Consider the following 24,488-nt stretch of genomic DNA (forward strand, 5'->3'; position numbering starts at 1 on the left):
GCAGGGAAAAACGAAGGGGCACATCATGACGGATTTCACATGCCGCGGTCAAATACTGCGTTAACGCGTCGATAACGAAGATTGCGCGCCAGCCAGCACCCGACGCGGATTTCGGAAGCCGGATGACGCGCCTCCTTTTCTCGTGCATCGAGGATTTCGAGTGTCCAGTCGCCGGGCGGTGCATGGTCAAGGGCGCGGCGGCAGGGCATGGAGAAGACGTCATCACCCAGTCGCCGGATCGGAGACATCGGTCCTTTCCCGAGGAAGCCGAAGAAAGCACCATAAAGGCCCGGCCCGTCCGTCGTAATGTCAAGCCAGGAGTCGTTTTCGGCACAGTAATACGCACCGCGTAGGATGTCCCGATCATCCGGCCCATCACCATCGTAAGGCTCTAAACGGCGCAGGGTGACGGACCGGCCCTCAGTGGGGCGGTGCATAATGGTCGCCTCACCCTCGGACGAAATACGGGTGCGGAAATAATCTTCCGGCACCTCATCCAGCTCAGGGCAGGTTTCTGGCGGATGAAGGTAATGGAGCATCCTGCCCGAGGGGCCGTGGAAGATCTGTGCGGCGAGCCCTGCCGCATCATCAATGAAAATGCCAGGTGAGGGCGTGTCGGCCGATGATGCGGACGCGACCTGCCGGGGCGGCACCTCGTCAATCCCGAGTGCGGCGCGCGCAAGTTTGTGGGCCGCCCCGGACGCGTCTGACATGTGATTGAAGAGAACAACGACGGAAAGTCGATCCTCAGGCACATGCATACGGAAGCTGTGCCACCCCCGCAGCCCACCGCCATGGCCGGTTGCCTTGCGGCCTTCAAATGTGAAATGCCGCAACCCGAAACCATAGGGCGCGGGCGTCCCGTCAATGAAATGCTGCGGTTGAGATAATCGCTGATAAATGCCTCGCGGGTGATCCCGCTCTCGATCAATATGCAGCTCCCACGCGATCATATCGTCGAGACTTGCCCCGATCCCCGCATCGCCCGTCCATAGAACGCGGTTTGTCGCCGGGATAAAGCCGGTCACCACGCTGCCTTCATAACCCGTTCCGCCGTCCGGGAGGCTTGTTGTATCCGCCGCGATAAACGCATGCTCCATACCGTAACGGGAGAAAACATGATGGTGCATCAGAGACGCGTAGTCGCGTTCAAGACGTCGTGCCACGATGTCGCCAATCAGGCGAAAATTCTGGTTACAATAGGAATATGACGTGCCGGGCGTGAATTGCAGCGTCTTCGTCGTCATCATAATGTGACGCGCATCATCCTCGGAGAAGAGTGTGTCGGGCAGGGCACCCATGACCATGCCCATGGCCCAGTAATCTCGCAACCCGGATTGGTTATGCGCGAGATGCGCGATCCTGGGTATGGGGTCCTCGAGCCGTGGTAAAAAATGCCGCACATCTTCATCAAGGCGGCTGAATTCCGGAAAGGCGTCAAGCAGAAGCGCGCAGGTGAATTGCTTGGTGATTGAGCAGATGCGGAAAGTCGCGCGCGGCGTAAACGGGATATGACGTTCAAGGTTAATATAGCCCCAACTCTCCCGCGCGCGGACCTGACCATCTTTGACGATGGCGATGGCACCGCCGGGGCCGGGATAAAGCTCCGGCAATTGCCGGATCAGGCGTTCTTCCTTGCGATGCTGGGCCATAATTGACTGCCCTTTCGACTCTGCTTCATGCGGGTTATCCTCAACTCAGCTTTTCAAGCGGTCCGCTGAAGTGTCAAGCCTGTCACGTTGGGCGGGACACGCATCACAGGGATTTTCGCAGCCCCATGCGCAATTCAGCGCCGGAGGGCGTTATGGAGAGGAAAGATGCGCCGATGGGAGGCTTCTGATGCGGCATGTTCGCGCTGTTGGCAATAAAGATGCGCCGGATCTGCGCGATGTAGCGCTGCGACACCTTGCGCGTTTCGCGACGACGGAGAAGCGCCTTGGTGAGGTGTTGGGGCGGCGCATCAAAAGGTGGGCTGCGCGCGCCCAGTCCTCCGGGGTGGAGGATGAGGCGGTCGCGGCGGAGAGCGCGCGGCTTCATAAATCCGTGCCCGGAATTGTTTCCGAGATGGTGCGCACCGGCGCTGTCAATGATCAAAGCTTCAGCGCCAGCCGTGCCCGCGCGCTTCTGCGCTCCGGCCATAGCCGCCGACATGCCACGGCGTGGCTGCAAAGTCGCGGGGTGATGCCGCAGGATGTTGCCGCGGGACTCGAAGATGCCTTGGGTGGCGCGGAGGATGGCGGGGCAAATGAACTCGCCGCTGCCCTCATCTTCGCCCGGAAAAAGCGCCTCGGGCCTTTTACCTCACATAAAATTGCGGCAGACGGAGTGGAGGGCGGTGCGCCGCGCCGCGCACTGGCCGCGTTCACGCGGGCTGGGTTCTCGCATGGCACCGCCTGCCAGGCTTTGGCGTTTTCTTATGAGGAGGCGATGGATGCCATTCTCAAATTCCGCAATATCTGAACGGGTCAATGCCTTCTCAAAGCGTCTGCACCTTATCCCGGTTTGCACGCTGTTGATGGGGTTGCTGGCTTTAACATCCTGCGGACATCCAACCCATTTCAGCCGGTCAGATTTTGACGGAAAGCTTCAATGTGCGCCTTATGCGCGTGAGAAAACCGGCGTGGCTCTGCGCGGACGGGCATCATCCTGGTGGACACAGGCGCGGGGACGCTATGCAAGGACGCAGCGACCGTCCAAAAATGCGTTGCTGGTTTTCCGGTCAACCTCTCGCATCCCGAGCGGACATATTTCCATCGTGCGCAAAATCGTCTCCTCACGCAAAATCCTGGTCGAACATGCAAATTGGGAGCCAGGGGCGATCGATAAAAACGTTCCCGTAATCGATATTTCAAAGCGCAATAACTGGAGTCTGGTGCGCGTATATTGGAAGCCGATCCATCGTATGGGTACGGGAAGATACGCGACATACGGCTTCATCCTGCCAAATTGAAGTCGGCAGTTCTTGCATCATCAGTTTGAAACGCTCATTTAGAGACATTGCGTTCGCGAGATCTTCCGAACGCGGATCGGGAGTAAGTTATGGGAAGCATGAGTCTTATTCACTGGGTGGTCGTCGTTGCCGTTGTGCTGATTTTATTTGGCGGCGGCGGCAAAATCAGCTCCATCATGGGTGATTTCGCGCGCGGGATTAAATCATTCAAGAAGAACATGGCCGAGGACGAATCTATGTCTGAATCCGCACCGCCCGCCGGGCAGATCACGCCGCCTGCCCCCTCAGATGCAGCTTTCCTCAAAGACGCGCAGCGCGCGGATGAGGCGCCTGTGGACAGAAAGCCTGGCTGAACCTGTTATTTCAGGACCGGGGCCGAGCGCTTTGAAGGCGGATATCGGCACCTCGTCCTCGTAATCTGACGACCTGACAAATATGGCTCATTTTTTCAGCAGTAAATTTTTATGCGCGGCGCGCCGTAGCCTTTCAGGCCTGACGCCTCATCCCACTCTCCGGAAAATACTTTCGGCACAGAAGACGGTGCGCGCAAGTGCCGCGCGGCAATTGCGGGGCGTCGCGTTTGAAGCCAGGACACATCATGTGTGGGGCCGCATCTGCGCGCACGGCACACGGTTTTATGGTGGGCTCAAGGCGGTCAGCATGCGCGACGTAAATCTCCGGAGGTTGGTAGGGTGTCGATAACAGAATGGTGCAACGTGCCCCCACAGTCACGCGGGGCGGCGGTCGCACTGGGTAATTTTGACGGTGTTCATCGCGGGCACGTCCATCTGCTCGAAACACTCCATGGTGCCCGACCGGACCTGCCTTTAGGTGCCGTCACTTTTGAACCCCATCCCCGCGAGTTTTTCCGCCCGCAAGATCCACCGATGCGTCTCATGGTCCCCGATATTCGTGCGCGCTTCCTCCGGCAGCATCACGTCACTCATATTTTCCAGATGTCATTTAATGAGGCATTTTCCCACATCCATCCGCGCGCCTTCGTTGATGATATTTTGTGTGACGGGCTGGGCGTGCGGCATGTTGCCTGCGGGCCGGATTTCGCCTTCGGCCATCGTCGAACGGGCGATGTGCCGATATTGGGGCAATGGCTGGAGGCGCGGGGTATCGGCCTGACGATTGTTGACCCGCTGGCGGATCGTGGCGGCCCCCTCTCATCCTCCCGTATCCGCCGCCTGCTGCGGGAAGGCTACCCCGAAAAAGCGGAGGAGGAACTGGGCCGACCGTGGTTCATCTCCGGGACGGTGATAGAAGGCGATAAACGCGGGCGGCAGATTGGTTTCCCCACAGCCAATATTGCCCTTGGTCAGCATTTGGAGCCAGCCCGGGGCGTTTACGCTGTGACCATCGCCCGACCGGACGTGGCGGATGCGCCGATCTGGGCCGGCGTCGCCAATCTTGGTCGTCGCCCGACGATCAATGACGGGCGCGTTTCTCAGTTGGAAGTACATGTTTTCGACTTTGATGGTGATCTTTACGGGCAAACGCTTGAGGTGAGCTTCCACACGCTTTTGCGGGAAGAGCGCAAATTTGAAAATTTCGCAGCTCTCGCCGCGCAGATCGGGTGCGATGCTGAGACGGCGCGGGCCTTCCTCACCGCACGGGGCTTTGCGTGATAGCTCAGTCGCGGGCCGATAAGTGCCGCGTTGAAGGGTAAGAGAATCTGGCGCTCCGGGAGCGCTCTTGTGACGGGTTTACGTTCGGAGGGCGCTGGTCCGCCGTCATCATACATGTCATTCACCTGCATCCCGGACAGGTGAAACAAATGCGCCGTTAAATGACGTGCTTCATCTGTTTAACGAGCCGTCGCGGCACCATAAATATGGTAAAGTGAACTCGCAGGCATGTGATCAACACAGCCGGACCCGTCTTCCCGAATGCGGTCGATCCAACCGCCTCCAACTATGCCGGTTGTGAAGCGCGAAAAGAAAAGATCCGTTACATCCTGCATCGATGACTCGATTTTCGCGCGTTCACTGGTGCCCTGCGAGGCGTCATGACGCAGATCCGCCAGCAGGCGGTAATATTCTGTCTGCGGCCAGATGCGTATACTTCGCAGCAAAGGGACGCCTGTTTCACTGATGGCGTCAACAACGCCGCCATCCTTAAGTCCGAAACGTTGCCCCGCCTCGAAAAGCCGTGCGGCGGCGTCTTCAATCGGGCGACGTAGGGCCGCATCGCGCTTCAGGCGCGCATAATGGCGTAAAAGCCAGGACCACTCAAAAACATGTCCCGGCTCAATGCGGTTTTGACCCTCTATTTGGAGAGGCCGCCAGGAAGCGTCGAAATATTCCCGGATCATGCCGGTTGAAGGGTCAATCAAACGCGTCAGGGCCAGTCGCGCCAGTTGATCGGCCTGATTTTGAAAATCCGGATGTTCTGCGTAAGGCATCCACATCAGACAGGCTTCAAAAAGATGCATGATCGGGTCCTGACCACGCACAACATCTTCCCCCGGGGAAATACCCCGCAGCCCGTCACCTGCATCCGCGAATATAAGGCGGACGTCAAGGAGGGTTTCCCGTGCTTTCCGGTAATAAGCGACGTCCCCACTTAAGCGAAAGGCCCAGTGATAGGCATAGATAATGAAGGCGTGGGCGTAAAGATCCCGCTTCGTGTCAAGCGCTTCGAGCGATGGCGAGATGGAGAAGATCCAGCCCGCTTCACCAACCCGGCGATGATAAAGGCGCTCGATTGTCGCAAGGCAGCGCAGCGCGTCTTCCCCGTCGCCGTAGAGACCCTCGGCAGCGGCACGACAATAGGTGGCGATCTGGCGTGCCTGCACCATCAGGCGCAGCGCCGATACGGCTTGCGGCGCGGCTGAAAATGTCAGGCGCTCATGAAATAGGGAAGTTGCCCGGTTAAATCCGGCCTGCGCCCAAAGCGGCAATGCCTGCCCGACGAGCCATTCCTGCCACTTCAGGCCGGAACGATGCCGCGCAAGCGGCGCGCCGCAGGACGTTTCAGTCATCAGAATGGCGGCCCTGCTGGACGGATTGACCTGAGCGCGCGATGAGTTCGGTGGTGGAGCAACCTTCAATGATTTTGGCCAGAACGATATGACCGCCATAGGATTTCACAAAATCACCGCCCACGACCTCATCCTCGCGGTAATCCGCCCCTTTGATGATCGTATCCGGCCGCAGCGTCTCAATCAGTTCACGGGGCGTGTCTTCATCGAAAATGACGACGAGATCCACATCGCGCAATGCGCTCATGACCGCGGCGCGCGCCTCCTGCGACTGGACAGGCCGCGACGCGCCCTTCAACCTTCTGATCGAGTCATCGCTGTTGAGTCCGACGACAAGCTTATCGCCTTCCATGGAAGCCGCGCGGATTAACGCAATGTGGCCGGGGTGCAGCAGGTCGAAACAGCCATTTGTGAAGGCGATGCGCGCCCCGTGCAAACGCCAGTCTTCCACCACGCTGCGTGCGGTCGCGAGATCGGCCACGCCGTCAAAGCCAAGCGTGTCCGCGACGAGCTTCTGATTAAGCTCCCGCCGCGACACCACGGAGGTGCCGAGTTTGCTCACGGCGATGGAGGCGGCAGCGGTCGCGATGACAGTGGCGGTTTCAAGGTCATGCCCGGCGGAAAGCACCGCCGCCACCGCCGCCAGCACCGTATCGCCCGCGCCGGATACGTCAAATACTTCCGACTTATAGGCGGCCTCATGCCGGATGACGCCGTTACGCTGCCAAAGTGTCATGCCCTTCTCGGAGCGGGTGAGAAGGACATCACCCCCGAATTGCGCCGAAATTACTGCCGCCGCGCGCTCAACATCCGCATCGCTCTGCAACTCAGTTATGCCCGCTGCCGTCGCGGCTTCATGGCTGTTGGGCGTGACGAGTGTCGCGCCGCGATAGGCTGAGAAATCGACGCGTTTGGGGTCGATGATTACCGGGATGCCACGCGCCTGCGCCGCCGCGATAATCGCGCCGAGGACGCGATCTGTCAGCACGCCTTTGGCGTAGTCAGAGCAGACGAGGACATCCGCATTTTGCAGCGCCACGCTTGTCCGTTTGATCAGATCATCCTGCGTCGCGTCGGAGAACGTGACAACGCGCTCATCATCAATGCGCACAAGCTGATGCTGTCCGCTCAACACCCTTGTTTTGCTGATGGTGGACCAGCCTGCCTCTGTCACGAGCTGCGTTGTGTCGATATCGCTCTCGACACGCAGCACCTCCCGGAGATTTTCGGCGTTCTCATCATCCCCCACGACGCCGATGAGGGTGATCTGACAACCCAGAGCCGCAGCATTGGCCGCGACATTGGCGGCGCCCCCCGCAATGGATGCGCAGCGGGAACGCAGAAGCACGGGGACCGGCGCTTCAGGCGAGAGGCGTTTGACGGCGCCTGAAATATAGCGGTCGACCATGACGTCGCCGACAACCACCAGACGCCCGAAATGATAATTATCAATCATCGCTGCCTCTTCTAACCTTGCTGCCGAACCACGTCCAGAGCGCGCAGAAACACGTCAAGGTCCGCACCATCAAAAAGGTAACCGGCGATGCCTGCACGCTGGGCCGCCTCAATATCCGTCTGACGGTCACCGATGAGAAAGCTGTGTGCACGATCCAGAGCAAATTGCGCGATCGCTTTGTTGATCATCCCCGGGGCGGGTTTACGATCAGGGTGATGGCGGCGATATTGCGGTAGGCTGGCGTCAGGGTGGTAGGGGCAATAGAAGAACCCATCAATATGCGCGCCATTCTCGTTAAGCTGCGCCTGGATGGCGGCGTGGAAATCCTCAACCGCGTCCGGTGTAAGATAACCGCGCGCCACGCCCGACTGATTGGTCACGACGATCACGGCGAAGCCGGCTTGATTGAGGCGCGCAATGGCGCGGATCGCGCCGGGGATGAAGACGAGATCCTCAATGCGGTGGGTATAACCCGTGTCCCGGTTGATGACCCCGTCCCGATCAAGAAAAGCCCCCGGGCGCTGACGAGGATATCGCTGATCTGACCCGTGAGGCGGCATCGCGTTAAAGCGCGTTCTGAGCGTCATGGAGGTGTCGCACATAACGTTGGACACCTTCCGAGACGGACGTAAAGACATGGTCGCACCCGATGCGGCGCAATGCGGTTAAGTCAGCCTGGGTGAAGCACTGATATTTCCCCCTCAGGCTTTCCGGAAAAGGAATGTACTCAATGAGGCCGGACTGGACCAGCGCTTCGAGGCTCACCGGTTTTCTGCCGTTGATCTGCAACATTGTATTGACGACGGCGGCCGCGACATCATTGAAAGGGCGTGCCTCGCCTGAACCGAGATTGAACACGCCGCTTTTCTCCGGATGGTCAAAAAACCACAGATTGACGGCGACAGCATCTTCCACGAACAGGAAATCCCGCTTCTGCTCACCCGCCGCGCAATCCCCATAGGCGCCGAAGAGTTTGACGCGCTCATCCGCGATGAATTGCTGGTAATTGTGATAGGCAACCGAAGCCATCCGGCCTTTATGCTGTTCATGCGGGCCATAAACATTGAAGTATCTCAAGCCCACAAGTTGCGCCCGCCTCCCTGGGAGTGATTTGCGCACGATACGGTCAAAAAGCAGCTTGGAATAACCATAGACGTTCAGAGGCTTTTCGAAAGCCGGGTCTTCAACGAATTTTATCGAAGCGCCATAGGTCGCGGCGCTGGAGGCGTAAATGAGACGTGTCCCCGTCATGCCGCATCTTTCAAGAAGCAGGCGGCTCGTCTCATAATTATTCGCCATCATGTAGCGTCCATCATGTTCCATCGTGTCTGAGCACGCGCCCTGATGGAATATGGCCTCCACATCATCAAACTCTCCCGACCTGAAACGGGTGTAGAAATCGTTTTTGTCGATAAAATCGGAGAGATCGAGCGAGAGGAGGTTTTGAAACTTCTCACCGCGCTTCAGATGATCAACGGCGATCACATCCTTATAGCCGCGTGCATTGAGCGCCCTGACAAGGTTGCTGCCAATAAAGCCCGCCGCGCCGGTGACAATGATGCGATTCGACATGATATCTCCAGAAATACAGCCCGACATTCACCCGCGATCTTAACCGGCGCATGAAAGGTTTTACAATGATGGCGATCCGAATGCGTTGACGAGACCCGCGTGATGCGCCCGGTTACAAGAACGGGCTTGACCGCAACCGTCCCGATTGCGCATAGATGAGCGCTCTTTTCCCTGCCCGAATGACGATCATCATGCCCGAAAATCAGAATAGCTCATCATCTGGGCACGACCCGAAAGACCAGTATCGCGACACTGTCTTTCTGCCGCGGACCAGCTTCGCCATGCGCGGTAACCTCCCGACGCGTGAGCCGGAATTGCTGGCCCGATGGGAAAAATCCAGGCTTGATGCCCGTATCGCCGCCGGACATGCGGGGAAAGACGTCTTCACACTCCATGACGGCCCGCCTTACGCGAACGGGCATCTTCATATCGGCCATGCGCTGAACAAGATCAACAAGGATATCATCAATCGCGCGCAACGCATGTCCGGCAGGGATGTGCGTTATATTCCCGGCTGGGACTGCCATGGTCTGCCGATTGAATGGCGGGTTGAGGAAGAATATCGCAAATCGGGCCGTCATAAGGAGGATGTGCCGATCATCCAGTTCCGGGCCGAGTGCCGCGAATATGCCCGGCACTGGCTGGAGGTGCAGTCAAAGGAATTTCAGAGGCTGGGCGTGCAAGGGGAGTGGGCGAACCGCTACGCCACCATGGATTTCGCCTCTGAAGCGGCCATCGTGGGAGAAATCGGTAAATTTCTGCTGAATGGCGCGCTTTACCGGGCGCTGCGGCCTGTCATGTGGAGCCCTGTTGAGAAAACCGCGCTCGCTGAGGCTGAGATCGAATATCACGACATCACCTCCACCGCGATTTACGTCGCATTCCCGGTGACTCATGACCCCACCCCCCACCGGGAATTGCTGGAAACAGCGTGCGTCATCTGGACGACCACACCTTGGACGATTCCCGCCAACCGCGCGATCGCCTTTGGACGTGACATTGATTATGTCGTCATCTCAGTTGTTGCGCGCGCTGAGGATAGTCTGGTCGTGCCCGGGCAGAAACTCCTCATCGCGGAAGCTCGTCTTGAGGATTTCAGCCGTCAGGCTGGCATCATCGAATATAAAATCGATCGGTACGTGGCCGGGGAATTGCTGGAGGGCGTCATCTGCGCGCATCCCCTGCATGGGCAGGGTTACGATTTCGACGTGCCTCTGTTGCCCGCTGATTACGTCAAGACAGATGCGGGGACGGGGCTTGTCCATACAGCACCGGCCCATGGCGTGGATGATTACCAGCTCGGCCGTCGCTTCGGGCTGGAAGTGACGGAATATGTCCAGGATGACGGCACTTACGCCCCGGATGTGCCGCTTTTTGCAGGGCAACATGTCTTCAAGGCCGCAGGGCCCGTCTGCACGGCCCTGTCTCGCGTCATGCGGAAATCCATAACCGCCCATACTGTGCCGGCCGGGCTCGTGGCGCAGCACGCGATTGAACATAGCTATCCCCACTCCTGGCGCTCCCGCAAGCCGATCATCTTCCGGGCGACGCCGCAATGGTTCATCCAGATGGATGGCGAGACGAAACTCCGTGAGCGCGCGCTTCAGGCATTGCAGGATGTGACCTTTGTCCCCGCCGCCGCGCGCAACCGCCTCACCTCCATGGTGGCGCAGCGCCCGGATTGGTGCATCAGCCGTCAACGCGCCTGGGGCGTGCCCATTGCTGTCTTTGTTGAAAAGAAAACCGGCGAGGTGCTGCGGGACGCGGCGGTGATGGCGCGTATCGTCGCGGCGTTCGAGCAGTATGGCGCGGATATCTGGTATACGGAACCAGCTTCGACCTTCCTCGGGCCGGAGCAGGACCCGGATCTCTACGAGCAGGTTTTTGATATCGTCGATGTGTGGTTTGAAAGCGGGGCCACCCATAGTTTCGTGCTGAAGGGCCAGCGCCTGAATGCCCCGGCCGATCTCTATCTTGAAGGCTCGGATCAGCACCGTGGCTGGTTTCAGTCTTCCCTGTTGGAAAGTGTCGGCACGACAGGACATGCGCCTTTCAAAACTTTGGTGACGAATGGCTTTGTTCTGGATGAGCAGGGGCGCAAAATGTCCAAATCTCTGGGCAATGTCGTCGCGCCGGATGAAGTGACGCAATCCCTCGGGGCGGATATTCTGCGGTTGTGGGTTGCAAATTCCGACAGTCATGAGGACCTCCGGATTGGCAAGGAGATCCTGAAACAGCAGGGTGAACTTTACCGACGTCTGCGCAATACATTGCGATGGGTGCTCGGCGCGCTGGATGGATTTACGGAAAAAGAGAAGCAGGATTATGCGGATCTGCCTGACCTGGAGCGCTGTATCCTCCACCGTCTGAGCGAAGTGTATGATGTGGTCGCCAATGCTGTGCGCACCCATCATTGGGTGGGTGTCTATCCCTTCCTCCATCAATTCTGCGCCAATGACCTGTCGGCATTTTATTTCGATATCCGCAAAGATGTCATTTATTGTGATGCTGCATCCTCCCCGCGTCGTCGCGCGGCGCGGACGGTGCTTGACATCCTGCACCGCGCCCTCTCAACGTGGCTCGCGCCAGTCCTTGTCTTTACGGCGGAAGAGGCATGGACGGCCCGTTTCGGCAGCAAAGAGTCCGTGCATCTCCAGAATTTCTTCAAGCCGGATGCGTCATGGTATAATGAAAAACTGGGCGCGTGCTGGAGCAAATTACGCGGATTACGGCGCGTCATCACGTCGGAGCTTGAAGTGGCGCGGCGTGACGGGTTGATCCGTTCCTCCCTTGAAGCGCGCGTCAACCTGCCTTTGACGCCGCAGGAAGACGCGGTTTTTGGTGAAGTTGACTGGAGCGAGCTGGCCATCGTCTCCGAGGTGGAAATCATGATCCAGATGAATGCCGCACCGATTTACCTGGATGCATCGGATGAGGCGCCTGCCTTGGATGGCGTGACGGAGCAACATGGCATCCCCACCATCAGCGTCGCGCGCGGCGAAAAATGTGCGCGATGCTGGCGCGTGCTGCCTGAAGTCGGCACGGACGCGCATCACCCGCATTTATGCCTGCGATGCACCGACGTTGTGACCGAGGCCGCCTGATGTCGGGATTGTCGCCGACTCAGCAGAATGCGACGACGCAGCGTCATATTCCGGGCGGTGCCGTGGCGGGGTTGATCATTCTCCTCGCGGACCAGGTCAGTAAATATTGGATACTTTATATTTACGACCTGCCTGCGAAGATCTCTGTGCCCGTTCTGTCATGGTTCAACCTGACGATGGTGTGGAACAGGGCCGTGACGTTCGGCATGTTGGGCGGGTTAGGGAAGTGGGCGCCGTGGATTTTCAGTTCCCTCGCTCTTCTGGCCGTGGCCGTCCTTATTTATGTGATGATGACGACGCCACGCCGCTTTGTCGCGATCGCTTCAGGGATGATCGCGGGCGGCGCCATTGGCAATGTGCTGGACCGATTGCGCCTGGGCGCGGTTGTCGACTTCATCCATTTGCATGCTGCGGGATGGAATTGGTTTGTTTTCAACATTGCGGACATGGCCATTGATGTCGGTGTTGCGTTATGGATTCTGGACCGCTTAATTTTAGATCGGCAGGCACGATGCGATGCCTGAACCCCTTGTCGAGTCACAGGCTAACGCGTAAGGTTTGACACGATGGCAAAGCAAATGATCCTCCGCGTGCAACGCTTCGTTGCTGTTTCTGGTGTGCTGGTGGCGTTACCGGGCTGTTCCGGCTCTGACCTGTCACGTGCCTTCGGGCTGGAGCGCTCCATGCCGGATGAATATACCGTCACGACGCAGCCGCCCCTTTCCATGCCGCCAGGGAGTGACCTCAACCTACCCGGAGAGGGCGGGCGCAAGCTCAATGACTCCGCCAGTATGCAGGCGCTTGAGACGCTGGCGCCCGAAATGGCGTTACGCCGTGGCGTCAGTCAGGACAGTGCCGGGCAGCGTGATCTCGTCAAAAATCTGGATGAGGCGGCGTCCAACCCGCAGGCGGGACAGGAATTGCAGGGCCATAATGGTGACCTTGCGGATCAGATCCTCTTCTGGAGGGGACGGCCACAGGATGCCGTTGTTGATGGAGAGGCTGAAAACCGCCGTATTCGGGATGCCTCCGCCATGGGGCGCAATCCGGCAACGGGGGTGACCCGTGTTAAACCGCCATCCAAGGGCTTTCTCGGCGTCTTCTGAGGCCGCAACGGTATGACGCACCCACCCGCGCCGAACCGCCCCCAAATCTGCCGCCTCTCCAATCATGTGATCGACCTGATCGCCGCGGGTGAGGTAATTGAACGGCCCGCCGCGGCGCTGAAAGAGCTCGTTGAAAACGCGGTTGATTCCGGCGCGACGGAAGTCCAGGTCGCCTTGAATGGTGGCGGGGTGGACCGCATTGAAGTGCAGGATAATGGCTGCGGTATGACGGCCGATGACCTGACTCTGGCCGTTGAACGTCATTGCACCTCCAAATTATCGGACGGTAATCTCTCACATATCCGCACACTTGGTTTCCGCGGTGAGGCCCTGCCGTCCATCGGTGCGAGTGCGCGGCTTTTGATGGTGTCGCGTGTCCCGGATGCGGATACGGCCTGGGCCATCCGGGTTGAAGGTGGCCAGATCACCCCGCCGGCCCCCGTCGCCGGGACTTTCGGCACGCGCGCCGTGGTGGAGGATCTGTTTTTCGCGACCCCCGCCCGGCGAAAATTCCTCAAATCCGTAAGAGTGGAAAGCGGCCATGCTGAGGCGGTCATGCGCCGCATCGCGCTGTCAACGCCGCATTGCGCCATTAAATTCAGTCTCGATAACCGTGTCATCATCGACCTGCCCATACAATCGGCTGAAGCGCGCGCAAAAGCCATTCTGGGCGAAAGTGAAGGGCTTTGCATCCTGGATGAGCAGCGTGATGCGATGCATCTCAGCGGCTTCATCTGCGGTCCCGCCGCCACGCGGGCGACGGCCTCCGGGCAGTTTATGTCCGTCAATGGCCGCGCCGTGAATGACCCGCTTCTTAAAACGGCGATCCGCGTCGCTTATCGACCTTTGATTGAGGCCGGGCGCTTTCCCATCCTCGCATTATCTCTGGACCTCCCGTCCGAGGAAGTGGACGTCAATGTCCATCCCGCGAAAACGGAACTGAGATTCGCGCGGGAGGCGGAGGTGCGGTCCTTTGTCATAGGCGCTCTCCAACGTGCTTTGGGTTTAGGGGCCGGACAATCCGGCCATCATGCTCAGTTGCGGGGGGCGCGTCCGACGATACGCTACCCGCAAGATAAGATTCCGCGCCCGGATGGTCCAAGCGGAGAAGGCGTCGCATCGCACCGTTTAGACCCGATGCCCTATCAGGGTCGGCTTGGCATGGCGCGCCATGACAGCCCCGCGCGCGCCCTTCGTTACCCCACGCCGACGGGCGATGTCGGGACAGTCATGACGCCCGTGACCGTTGCGGATATCGAAGCGCAACTTGCCAGCGGCAGCATCCAATCGGACGGTATGTCGGATGGCAATGAGGGCTTCCGCCCGTCAGCGCGGGTGCTTCCCCACCCGAGAGATGCTGCGCCAACGGATGATGCCGCACCGCACCCGCTGGGCGCGCCAGTGGCGCAGGTTCTCGACACATATATCATCGCCGTGGCGGATGATGGGGATCTCGTCCTTGTGGATCAGCATGCCGCGCATGAACGCCTGACGCATGAGCATCTCCTATGCCAATGGTCGGAAGGGCAGATCAGGACGCAGCGCCTCCTCCTGCCGGAAATCATCTCGCTCTCCGCCCCGCAGCTTGATGCCATGCTGTCTTACACGGAATCTCTGGCGCGTCTCGGGCTTGAAATTGACCGTTTCGGGGTGGACAGCCTTGTCCTGAGAACCATCCCGGTGCTGCTGCAAGGTTCGGACGCTGCGGGGCTGATCTGTGATCTGTCCGAGGAGCTGATGGATGACGCGCTGGTGACGCCGGGGGAAGCCGCCGCGATTGAACGCAGGATCGATGCGGTCATCGCGAGAATGGCGTGTCATGGGAGTGTCCGGTCAGGCCGTCGTCTACAGGCTGAGGAAATGTCCGCGCTTTTACGGCAGATGGAAGCCACACCCCGCGCCAATACCTGCTCCCACGGGCGGCCAACCTGGCTGAAACTCAGCAAAAATGAAATTGAACGCCTCTTCGGGCGACGGTAACACGCAACAGGACTTTCGTCCTATTTTTTTGCGCTGGAAGGTGATTTGACCTTTCGGAACAGGACATTACCCGCTGAAGCGCCCATCACGCAGATGATGCCCATCCATTGGGACAGGTAAAGCGCCTCCCCGAGGAATATAATCCCGGAGAAACTGCCGAATGCTGGTTCCAGGCTCAGGAGAATGCCCAGTTCACGCGGATTGAGACGACGCATCGCGATGATTTCCAGCAAATAAGGGATCGCGGAGGAAAGCACGGCAATCCAGATTGCGGTCAGGCTTGCTGAAGGGTTGGCGTAAGCTGTGGGGAGGGCGATCACGAAGCAGGGCAGGAGGAGGAGTCCGGCAAAACTCATGCCAATCGCGGCGGCCTGTGCGCCCGGCACCACTTTACTGACGCGTGTCCCGGCGAGAAGGTAAATAATCCAACCGACAGCGCTACATAAAGCGGCGGCGACACCGATCGGGTCAACATTATGAAAGGACCTGTCCGGCCGGAGGATCAGGAAGAGGCCGATCATGACGATCAACGCCCAGAATATATCCATCCAACGCCGTGAGCCGAACAGGGCCAATGAGAGCGGACCGATAAATTCAATTGTGACGGCGAGGCCCAAAGCCATCCGGCTGAGCGCGATATAGAAAAAGAGGTTCATCATCGCCATGGCCGCGCCATAGGGGATGAAGAGCTTGATATTGGCGCGGGTCAGATATTCAACGCGCGGCCGCACCAGGATGAGGAGCATGACGGAGGCCAGGCAGACGCGAAGTCCCACCATCTGCTCGGCGGAAAATGTGCCAAAAAGATTTTTGGCCATCGCCGCGCCGATCTCGAAAGACGACATTCCGGTAACAAGGGCGAGCACAGCCTGTACACGTGACCATCCCCGCGACTTCCGACCGAAACGCAGGAGGCGCATTAGATATCAAGCATCTCAACGGAACGCGCACGCTCCTGAATAAATTGAAAGCGCAGCTCGGGCTTCCGTCCCATAAGGCTCTCCACCTGATTGCGAGTCAGAGACTCGTCTTCCCGTGGGACAATGACACGAAGCATTGTGCGGTGGCGAGGGTCCATTGTCGTTTTTTTAAGATCGCTCACCGGCATTTCACCGAGACCTTTAAAGCGGGAAATTTCGACGCGCGCATTTGGTTTGAAATCCCGCTTGATGCAGCGATCCCGATCATCATCATTCATCGCATAAACGGTCTTGGGGCCATGCGTCAGGCGGTAAAGCGGCGGTTGCGCAAGGTAGAGATGGCCGCCTTCAATCAGGCGGGGCATTTCGCGGTAGAAGAAAGTCATCAGGAGGGAGGCGATATGCGCGCCATCAACGTCGGCATCTGTCATGATGATGACACGGCCATAACGCAGCTTTCCCGAATCAAACTGTCCGCCAATTCCGGCGCCAAGGGCTTCAACGAGGTCTTTCAATTCCTGATTGGCGCGCAGTTTTTCGGCTGTAGCGGAGGCGACATTCAGGATTTTGCCGCGTAGTGGCAGCACGGCCTGGGTTTCTCGGTCCCGCGCCTGACGGGCGGACCCACCGGCTGAATCTCCTTCGACAAGGAAGATCTCGGTCTCTGCTGCGTTCTCGCGCGTGCAATCCGTCAATTTGCCGGGGAGGCGCAGGCGACGCGTCGCGCTTTTGCGCAGCGTATCCCGGTTTTCCTTCCGACGCAGCCGGTCTTCCGCCCGCTCAACAATCGCGGTGAGGAGTTGATCCGCCTGCGCGGGGTTGCCGCCCAGCCAATGGTCAATCCGGTCGCGCAACGCCCCCTCAACCAGGCGCGCAGCCTCCTGCGTTGTCAGTTTCTCCTTCGTCTGACCCTGGAAATGCGGGTCACGGATGAAGACGGAGAGCTTGCTGGCGACCATGCCCATAATGTCATCGGCTGTGATCACGCCAGCGCGTTTCATCGCGCGCTGCTCGCCCCAATGGCGGAAGCCCTTCAGGAGCGCGGCGCGGAGGCCGATCTCATGCGTGCCGCCCTGAGGGGTCGGGATGGTGTTACAAAATGACGCGATGGCGGCCGAACCGCGAGAGATAAACGCAATCGCCCACTCGACCCGGCCACTTTCCTCTCCATTGGCGGATTTCGGGAGTTGTGCCTCGCCCGCCCATAACGGGGCCAGCAGCGTTTCAGGCACTTCAAGCTCCGTGATGAGACTATCCGCCAGACCATTCGGGAAATGGATGATGTCCGTCTCCGGCGTGTCGTCCGCTTTTTTGATGGATTCCGCTGCCATCTTCCAATGGATCGTGACATTGCGGAAGAGCGACGCTTTTGACCGGCAGAGGCGGTAAAGCCGATCGGCTGAGAAACCAAGATTACCGAAAATCTGATGATCCGGGGTGAAACGCACCGCGGTGCCGCTGCGCCCCGACGCTTTGCCGATTTTCTCAAGCGCTGACTGCGGGACGCCTCGCGCATAAACCTGCCGCCAAAGAGCGCGATCGCGTGTGACGTCCACCTGCAGAAAGGAGGAGAGCGCATTGACAACGGATGAGCCGACACCGTGTAAACCCCCCGATGTCTGATAGGCTTTGCCCGAAAACTTCCCCCCAGCATGGAGGGTTGTGAAAATCACCTCCAAGGCGGAGCGATCCTTGAATTTCGGATGGGCATCGACGGGGATGCCGCGCCCGTTATCGCGCACATAAAGCGTATCGGCGCTTTCGAGACTGACCTCGATCACATCGGCAAAACCGGCGACGGCTTCATCCATCGCATTATCGATGATCTCGGAGGCCAGATGGTGATAGGCCGTATCATCTGTGCCGCCAATATACATGCCGGGGCGTCGGCGCACAGGCTCCAGCCCTTCCAGCACTTCAATCTGCGCGGCGTTATACACGCTCGCCGCCTTACTGGCGCGCTCACGTTTCGGGCGCTCAGGGCTTTGACCGGGGAAGAGATCGTCGCTCATCATCGTGCTTCGGCGTAGAGGCGTTGCATGTCAGGGCGCGCGGCCGGTCTCGTCACCATCATATCAGTGTTTCGCGCTGCGTCTGCGACGATGCTGCTGCGCACAGGTTGTCGTGTTACGCGGGCCGCTGCAAGACTCAAAAGATTCCGGCTGGACGATGTCTTTACCCTCCGCATAATGTGAGAGATCCGCGCCGTCCTTGAGGGCGTCGATCTCATCGAACATCTGCATGCGCTGTGCGCAGAAAACCGTGCCAGCCTGCACGCCACCTTTGGATTGAACATTTGCAAGCTGGGTCACGTAATCATCACGCTGGCGACTGGCGGCCCGCCCGTAATTGCTGCGGAAATAGCGATCGAGACGTCCCTCCTCCTCCGCGAGTTTCGGCCTGAATTTCGTCACGAAGGCATTATAGCGATCCTGTGCACTGCATGAGAGCGCCGTCACCATCAATTCACTTTTAAGACCCTGCACATTGAAAGCCTCATGCGTAGGTGACTCACCGCATGTGGCGGCGGCTTGCGCGATCGGAGAAGCAAAGAGAAGGGCGGCGGGAAAAAGCCCGGCTAAGCTGCACGCTTGTCTGAAGATTTTGACAACGTGACGTGGCTTCATGACAACTTCTCCAGATGGAATTGTAAGGGCGCGTTAAGGCGCGAGGGACCGGGACGAATGCGGAAAGAATTACGACGGACAAGGCGCAAAATAAACCCATTTTTGCATTTGAGCGCTTGCATTGAAATGGATAAGGTGGGCACGTCGTCACTTCCTGGGATTATTGGGGGAGAAACGCTGGCGGCGCGCTTTCGTTTTTCCGATTATTCCTGTGCAAACGATCCGTCATATGAACGCATGGCCGACCCCACCATAGTCGGTCGTCCGAGAGGGGAGTTAAAAATTTGCTGCGTGTTAAAAAGGTTTTAGGCTTCGCTGTGATGACTGCCGTGCTCGCGGCCTGTCATCGGCCGGTTCTGCCGGCACGTCTGATCGCACCTGACCCGTATGGCAATCTCAAAAAATCGGCTCTGTGTCAGCTCACGCCGGTCAAATCTGAGGAAGACGGTCGTAAACTGTCAACTGAAATGACGGTGAGAAGTGATGACGGCTTCTGCACCCTCACCCTCAAGAAGCCGGAGGGCGGAAGTTACGCGTCTTTCGGCGTCGTGCCCCATCCGCAGCAGGGCAAGGTGCTGATTTATAATTATGAGGGGCAGACCTACCTGAACTACCGCGCCGACACCGCCTATGCAGGCGATGATGCTTTTACCGTCATTTTGATTCCGTCAATTGATGCGCCGCGTGTCGCCCTTGACGTCAAGGTAAATGTCCAGGCCACACCCATCGTGCCCGTGACGCCCGGCGCGGCTTCAACGCTGGAGGCTGGCGCGACGCCAGCAGCCTCGACAGCGGACGCGGCAAAAAAACCGACCAACGAAACCGAAAAAGCCAGCGCGCAAAAGGCGTGAAGCATGACCGCCCCGGCGATGGCCGGGGTTGTGGTCTCAAATCGAGAAAGTAATCGGCTCCTCAACCGGACGACGCAGGCCGCGTTTCTCCGCGCGACGGATCAGCTCCTCCAATGAAATCTCCGCCATTTCTTTTTTCATTCGAAGGTCAAGTGTCTGCCAGCATGGGTCAATAACCTCCCGGAAAAGAGGGTTGGATGTATCATCCATCGGCGCAGGCTCATCAAGCAGGACGGCCTGTGCGATATCATCAAGTGAGATATCGCGTCGCGCCCGTCCCAGGCGGTAACCGCCTTTGGGGCCGCGCACGCTCTCCAGCAGGCCGCTGCGGGACAATGTCTGCAAAACGGGTTCAATCCCGCGACGTGCCAGGCCCGTACGCGCCGCAAGCTCGACGCCGCTGACGAGGTCCGTGCGCCCCGTGTGAAAAGCGATGTCCAACATGACGGTGACTGCCGTCATCGCTCTGTCACGTCGCAGATACATTTTAAATTTCCTCCGAATGGCCTGTTTATATATAACAGTTTCACGTCGTATTTTAAAATAGCGTTATCGAGTCATGCGCGGGAGGTTATTATGTCATCGGGTCAAGGACCGGCATCTCGGATCGCGATTGAAAACGCGGCTGAGTCCGCCGCGGGGCGCAGGCAGGGGCCGCGCATGCATGGGCGGGTCTACGGGTCAATTCTTGAGACAGTGGGGGCAACGCCCCTCGTCGCAGCGCCGCGCCTGCAACAGAAGGAAGGGCTCCACGCGCAGATCCTTCTCAAACTCGAATTTTTCAATCCGCTCGGATCGGTCAAGGATCGGATTGGCCTGGCGATGATTGAAGACGCCGAGGCGCAGGGCCTGATCACGCCCGGGCGCACGGTGCTGATTGAGCCAACCTCCGGCAATACGGGTATATCGCTCGCCTTTGTGGCGGCGGCGCGGGGTTACCGGTTGATTGTCACCATGCCGGAGAGTGCTTCAACCGAACGCCGGAAAATGATGCGCCTTCTGAACGCGCATCTGGAATTAACGCCCTCATCCCGCGGGATGGCCGGCGCGATCGACCGCGCGCGTGAGCTTGTGGCTTCATTGCCGGATGCCTGGATGCCCAGCCAGTTTGACAACCCGTCCAATCCTGACATCCATGCCCGTGGCACGGCAGAAGAAATCTGGGCGGACACGCAGGGCCAGGTGGATATGGTTGTCGCAGGTCTCGGAACAGGTGGCACTTTAACCGGTATCGCACGCACTCTGGGCGCGCGACGGCCCGGTATGGCGTTCTGGGGCGTTGAACCCTCTGAGAGCGCCGTCCTGCATGGTGATCGGCCCGGTCCGCACGGTATTCAGGGGATCGGGCCGGGTTTTTGCCCGCATATACTCGACACGTCCCTCCTGACCGGGGTCAAAACCGTTTCGGAGCGGGAAGCCATTGCGGCGGCGCGTCTCTGCGCACGGGTGGAGGGCATTCCGATCGGGATTTCATCCGGCGCAGCCCTCTCCGCCGCGTTGGAGCTTGCACGGGCGCCGGAAAATAAGGGGAAGGTCATCGTGACGATGATCCCCTCATTTGCGGAGCGATATCTCTCCACGTCGCTCTTTACCGGCCTCGTTTAACTGACCCGCCCGCAATAAAGCGGGCGCGCCTGCCCATGTCGACGCTTCATGATCAGTCAAGGATGATGGCGACGCGACGATTTTGCGGCTCACGCGTGTTCGGCTTCGTGCGTACGAGTGGGTCCGCGTCCCCGAAACCGCGTGTTTCGATTGTGCCCTCAGCCACGCCATCGCGAATCAGCTCAGATTTAACCGCGCGCGCCCGGCGGAGGGAGAGCTGCATATTATAGGCCTTGCCGCGCGCACCCGGCTGGCCCGCACTATTATCCGTATAGCCGTTCACCTTGATACGCGTCTCACCAACATGCGAGGCATTCTGGGCGGCGGCTTCGATCACCGCGCGTGCCCGGTTTGAGAGATCGGCTTTGTCCCAATCGAAGAAGACAAGATAGGTGCGTGCCGGGGCAGGGCCGGGTGCCTGAACCGGCGTATCAACGTGCGGCGCAGGCGGTGGCGGCGGGTTGAACTCATACCGCAAACCCAGCATGGCGGAATGATTGAAATAAGTCGTGGTTGAGCGATTTCCCTCCGCCACGGCGCCCGGCGTATAGCCAGCATCTGTCAGCACGCCATTTGCGCGGCCATGGTGACTTTGCGGCCCCAGCATCGTCATGAAACGATATTCGGTCGTGAGAGATAGGCCCGGCGCGTGCGGGACCGGGAAGGCGAGGCCGAAAATAGCCTGATAGGCGAAATTGCCGAATGTGCCGCCAACATGCTGGTTATAACCGAGTGACGGAATGGCGATATTGAAGTCGCTTCTCTGCCACGCATAACCGATACCCGCGCCGAAATAAGGGAAGATCCAGTTTTTCCCCAGATCCATGTCGAATAATGCGTTGGCCATGGCGCCATAGACTTTCTGACCGCCACTTGTAACCGGAGAACCATGGTTGCTGCGATAATAACCGAGATTGCTGTCCCGATAATTGCCTTCAACCTCAACGCGGAACCCATTGCCGAAGCCCCAACCGACTGAGCCCAGCCCTGCCGCCCCGACATCATATTTATCGCGTCCGACCGGGAAACTGGGAGAGCTGCGATTAACCTGATCCTGGTTGAAAGTCGCACCGCCCTCACCGTTAATATAGAGCCCGGTCACAGGTTGGGCCTTTGCAACGCAGATTGTCCCGACGGAAAAAATCAGGCCGAGCGCCGAACCTGCCAGGCGATGGCGACGCGGCATGTCAGCGCGTTTCCCGCGGGCGCGCGATGGAGTTTTAACGGCGCATGACCCGTTTAGCTTATCGTGTCGGGTCCGGGTTGCCATCGCATGTTCTCCGTGCTCGGTGATCACCCCGGCCTTTGGGGGATCATTGTTGTGTTAAAAGACGCAGCGCGCCCAAAGGTTCGCATCATGGTGAAGGGTCACGAACCCTGTATCATGATCCGGATTAAGGGAAACTTTCCCCGCCATGCAGCGGGTATCAGCCTTGTCCCCCGCCATATGTCAGTCGGATGATCCATGCCGGGTTGTCAGCTCTTTTTCAATCGGGTCAGAAACAGCAGAGGTTTCAAGCTCCAATATCCAGAGATCCGGATCATATTTCTCCTGACGGATAAAGAACGAGTCAAGATCACCCTGGCTCGCCATAGGCAGGCGCTCCCAACCATCTGAGAGTGCGCGTTCCCTCAATACCGCAATGTCTCGGTTTCTGTCGATCAATATGATGTACGGCGTGCCGGCATCAATATCACCTTTTTTGACAATTGTTGCGATATTGCCGCGCTGCGCCTGCTGTCGTATCAGGGCGCGAATCCAGAATTCTGTTTTCAATCTCATGTGATCTGTCAGGGAAGCTGAGTATTCGGCGCGTCAATATCGGGTATCGCCCGTAACGCTGCTTTGTAAAGAAGGGGATGCGTGACAATGGATCTGGCAACATCCAGATCGGCCTCTGTTCCCAAGGCCGCGGGGCATTGACGCCGGATTTCGAGGATGCGGGGCACGGGGACGGGATAGCGTAAATCCCGTGAAACGCGGATGAGACTTTCATTCAGTAAGTGGCCGGTTTGAAGAGCCGATAATTGCTCCTGCAGATAGGCGCTGCCACGTGAGGTGCAGATCTGAGGGATGATGCCCACGCCTTGAAGGGGCCAACCTAAAGGGGCGAGCACGCGGCTCCACGTCACGAAGATTTCACCCTTATTCGGCATCTGCCCGACGGCCTGCACCAGCCCTTTACCTAGAGTGGCGCTGCCAACCACGACGGCGCGCCGATGGTCCGCCAGCGCAGCGGCAAGGATTTCCGCCGCGCTGGCCGTGCGTCCGTCGACGAGGATGGCGATCGGCAGATTTTGCGTCATATCGCCGCCCTGCACGGTCCAGATGTGGTTGGCTTGCGGGTCTCGGCCTTTTGTGACCACGGCAATGCCATGATTCAGGACCAGCGCAACCGCTGTCACAGCCTGTTGCAGAACGCCGCCGCGATCTCCCCGCAAATCCAGGATGATGGCTCTGATTTTATCTTCCGTCAGGGCCTGATCAAGATATTGGCTAAGCTCCTCCGCTGTATCGGAAGAGAATGCCGTGATCCGGAAAATCGCCACCCGGTTTTTGACCTCGATATAGACGGTCTGCGGGGGGACCTGCTGAAGGCGGATTTCCTGCTCGAACGCGGCCTCACCGGGTTTACGCAGGGTGAGCCTGACGGCCCGCCCGGCGGGGCCTTGCAGCATGGACGCAATCTCGTCCAGATTTTCGCCCTTCACACGCTGCCCGTTGACGGCCAGAAGATATGTCCCCGCATCAAGCCCGGCAGACCATGCCGGACCATTGGCATTGATGGAGGCGATAATGACCGCATCATGTGACAGGCCCAATGTCACACCGATATTGCCTTCATCGCCTGATCTCTCCCGCCGGTCATCGGCGGCGGGGTCAGGGCCGACATAGCGGGAATATGGGTCAAGATGGTTGAAGAGCTCATCAAAGAAACTCTGCATCAGCGCTTCCTGACCCACGGCGCGCAAAGTTTTCGAGTGCGCCCAGGCCGTATTGAACACCTTGATGGTGAACTGGACGCAGCTCGATAAATCCGCACCATTGGGGGGGGTAAAGCTGGCGATCTCCTTCTGGCCGATATCCATTCTGACAGATTGCGATGTCTTGCCATCACCAGGCAGAATGGTGAGGGAAATGGAAGGGTCGATGGCTGTCAGGCCATCCAGTCCCCAGAAACAGAAAGTCCTAAAATCCTGTGGTTCAAGCGTACGGGGATGGATAAAGCGGAGGGCGGATTCAATGACGCTGGCAACGAGGCTCTGATTGAGGGTCACAACCTCATCCGCCCTGACCTGGATCGGCGTCAAGACAAGCCATGCACAG

General features: G+C 58.7%; 22 protein-coding genes. 10 read left to right on the plus strand and 12 right to left on the minus strand.

What is annotated here, in order from left to right:
• Positions 1-35: 35 nt before the first annotated feature.
• Entirely contained in the window at positions 36-1,652 is a 1,617-nt protein-coding gene (locus N5W20_RS08595) for a D-aminopeptidase (RefSeq protein ID WP_319806728.1), read from the minus strand.
• Between the two features lie 187 nt (positions 1,653-1,839).
• On the opposite strand from N5W20_RS08595, the gene N5W20_RS08600 reads away from it, so the two are divergent.
• The 4 genes from N5W20_RS08600 to ribF all read left to right on the plus strand — a co-directional run bounded on the left by N5W20_RS08600 (position 1,840) and on the right by ribF (position 4,584).
• Positions 1,840-2,460 carry a regulatory protein RecX gene (locus tag N5W20_RS08600; protein WP_319806729.1) on the plus strand — a complete coding sequence of 207 codons (621 nt, stop codon included), beginning with the start codon at positions 1,840-1,842 and terminating at the stop codon, positions 2,458-2,460.
• Between the two features lie 55 nt (positions 2,461-2,515).
• The gene (locus N5W20_RS08605; RefSeq protein ID WP_408869449.1) at positions 2,516-2,950 is read left to right on the plus strand and encodes a CHAP domain-containing protein; all 435 of its coding nucleotides are present in this window, start codon (positions 2,516-2,518) and stop codon (positions 2,948-2,950) included.
• 89 nt (positions 2,951-3,039) lie between these two features.
• Positions 3,040-3,303 carry a twin-arginine translocase TatA/TatE family subunit gene (locus N5W20_RS08610; RefSeq protein ID WP_319806731.1) on the plus strand — a complete coding sequence of 88 codons (264 nt, stop codon included), beginning with the start codon at positions 3,040-3,042 and terminating at the stop codon, positions 3,301-3,303.
• Positions 3,304-3,642: 339 nt separating this feature from the next.
• Positions 3,643-4,584, plus strand: a complete 942-nt coding sequence (gene ribF, locus N5W20_RS08615) for a riboflavin biosynthesis protein RibF (RefSeq protein ID WP_319806732.1) — start codon at positions 3,643-3,645, stop codon at positions 4,582-4,584.
• Positions 4,585-4,763: 179 nt separating this feature from the next.
• On the opposite strand, the gene N5W20_RS08620 is transcribed toward ribF, so the two are convergent.
• From N5W20_RS08620 to rfaD, 4 genes are read right to left on the minus strand one after another with little or no spacing between them, the layout of a single operon-like run.
• Positions 4,764-5,939, minus strand: a complete 1,176-nt coding sequence (locus tag N5W20_RS08620; RefSeq protein WP_319806733.1) for an AGE family epimerase/isomerase — start codon at positions 5,937-5,939, stop codon at positions 4,764-4,766.
• A complete protein-coding gene (gene rfaE2, locus N5W20_RS08625; protein ID WP_319806734.1) occupies positions 5,932-7,395 on the minus strand; it encodes a D-glycero-beta-D-manno-heptose 1-phosphate adenylyltransferase in 1,464 nt (487 codons plus the stop codon). The genes N5W20_RS08620 and rfaE2 overlap by 8 nt, the downstream gene beginning before the upstream one ends.
• 11 nt (positions 7,396-7,406) lie before the next feature.
• On the minus strand, positions 7,407-7,982 hold the full coding sequence (locus N5W20_RS08630) for a D-glycero-alpha-D-manno-heptose-1,7-bisphosphate 7-phosphatase (RefSeq protein WP_319806735.1): 576 nt from the start codon (positions 7,980-7,982) through the stop codon (positions 7,407-7,409).
• Positions 7,960-8,967 (minus strand): ADP-glyceromanno-heptose 6-epimerase, encoded by a 1,008-nt coding sequence (gene rfaD, locus N5W20_RS08635; RefSeq protein WP_319806736.1) that lies wholly within the window; start codon positions 8,965-8,967, stop codon positions 7,960-7,962. The genes N5W20_RS08630 and rfaD overlap by 23 nt, the downstream gene beginning before the upstream one ends.
• 191 nt (positions 8,968-9,158) lie before the next feature.
• On the opposite strand from rfaD, the gene ileS reads away from it, so the two are divergent.
• Genes ileS through mutL form a run of 4 tightly spaced genes read left to right on the plus strand, consistent with a single transcriptional unit; the run spans position 9,159 to position 15,157 of the window.
• The gene (gene ileS, locus N5W20_RS08640; RefSeq protein ID WP_319806737.1) at positions 9,159-12,071 is read left to right on the plus strand and encodes an isoleucine--tRNA ligase; all 2,913 of its coding nucleotides are present in this window, start codon (positions 9,159-9,161) and stop codon (positions 12,069-12,071) included.
• On the plus strand, positions 12,071-12,595 hold the full coding sequence (lspA, locus tag N5W20_RS08645) for a signal peptidase II (protein WP_319806738.1): 525 nt from the start codon (positions 12,071-12,073) through the stop codon (positions 12,593-12,595). Before ileS ends, lspA begins: the two co-directional genes overlap by 1 nt.
• A gap of 42 nt (positions 12,596-12,637) precedes the next feature.
• Positions 12,638-13,177 carry a DUF3035 domain-containing protein gene (locus N5W20_RS08650; RefSeq protein ID WP_319806739.1) on the plus strand — a complete coding sequence of 180 codons (540 nt, stop codon included), beginning with the start codon at positions 12,638-12,640 and terminating at the stop codon, positions 13,175-13,177.
• A 12-nt stretch (positions 13,178-13,189) separates the two neighbouring features.
• A complete protein-coding gene (mutL, locus tag N5W20_RS08655) occupies positions 13,190-15,157 on the plus strand; it encodes a DNA mismatch repair endonuclease MutL (RefSeq protein ID WP_319806740.1) in 1,968 nt (655 codons plus the stop codon).
• A 20-nt stretch (positions 15,158-15,177) separates the two neighbouring features.
• Here the strand turns inward: mutL and N5W20_RS08660 are convergent, their stop codons facing one another.
• From N5W20_RS08660 to N5W20_RS08670, 3 genes are all read right to left on the minus strand, one after another.
• Entirely contained in the window at positions 15,178-16,077 is a 900-nt protein-coding gene (locus tag N5W20_RS08660) for an EamA family transporter (protein WP_319806741.1), read from the minus strand.
• A complete protein-coding gene (locus N5W20_RS08665; RefSeq protein ID WP_319807877.1) occupies positions 16,077-18,089 on the minus strand; it encodes a DNA gyrase/topoisomerase IV subunit B in 2,013 nt (670 codons plus the stop codon). Before N5W20_RS08665 ends, N5W20_RS08660 begins: the two co-directional genes overlap by 1 nt.
• Positions 18,090-18,152: 63 nt before the next feature.
• The gene (locus N5W20_RS08670; protein ID WP_319806742.1) at positions 18,153-18,704 is read right to left on the minus strand and encodes a hypothetical protein; all 552 of its coding nucleotides are present in this window, start codon (positions 18,702-18,704) and stop codon (positions 18,153-18,155) included.
• 317 nt (positions 18,705-19,021) lie between these two features.
• On the opposite strand from N5W20_RS08670, the gene N5W20_RS08675 reads away from it, so the two are divergent.
• Positions 19,022-19,555, plus strand: a complete 534-nt coding sequence (locus tag N5W20_RS08675) for a hypothetical protein (RefSeq protein ID WP_319806743.1) — start codon at positions 19,022-19,024, stop codon at positions 19,553-19,555.
• 36 nt (positions 19,556-19,591) lie between these two features.
• Here the strand turns inward: N5W20_RS08675 and N5W20_RS08680 are convergent, their stop codons facing one another.
• Positions 19,592-20,041: an RrF2 family transcriptional regulator gene (locus tag N5W20_RS08680; protein WP_319806744.1), complete on the minus strand. Its 450-nt coding sequence runs from the start codon at positions 20,039-20,041 to the stop codon at positions 19,592-19,594.
• A gap of 174 nt (positions 20,042-20,215) precedes the next feature.
• Here N5W20_RS08680 and cysK point away from each other — a divergent pair, with 174 nt between their 5' ends.
• Entirely contained in the window at positions 20,216-21,160 is a 945-nt protein-coding gene (cysK, locus tag N5W20_RS08685; RefSeq protein WP_319807878.1) for a cysteine synthase A, read from the plus strand.
• Positions 21,161-21,212: 52 nt separating this feature from the next.
• On the opposite strand, the gene N5W20_RS08690 is transcribed toward cysK, so the two are convergent.
• The 3 genes from N5W20_RS08690 to N5W20_RS08700 form a co-directional block, all read right to left on the minus strand.
• Complete coding sequence (locus N5W20_RS08690; RefSeq protein ID WP_319806745.1) at positions 21,213-22,346, minus strand: OmpA family protein; 1,134 nt, start codon at positions 22,344-22,346, stop codon at positions 21,213-21,215.
• Positions 22,347-22,610: 264 nt separating this feature from the next.
• Complete coding sequence (locus N5W20_RS08695; protein ID WP_319806746.1) at positions 22,611-22,943, minus strand: DUF1491 family protein; 333 nt, start codon at positions 22,941-22,943, stop codon at positions 22,611-22,613.
• 8 nt (positions 22,944-22,951) lie between these two features.
• Entirely contained in the window at positions 22,952-24,472 is a 1,521-nt protein-coding gene (locus N5W20_RS08700) for a S41 family peptidase (RefSeq protein ID WP_319806747.1), read from the minus strand.
• Between the last annotated feature and the right edge of the window lie 16 nt (positions 24,473-24,488).

The sequence above is a fragment of the Candidatus Kirkpatrickella diaphorinae genome (assembly GCF_025736875.1).
In the GTDB taxonomy this organism is placed as follows: Bacteria; Pseudomonadota; Alphaproteobacteria; order Acetobacterales; family Acetobacteraceae; genus Sorlinia; species Sorlinia diaphorinae.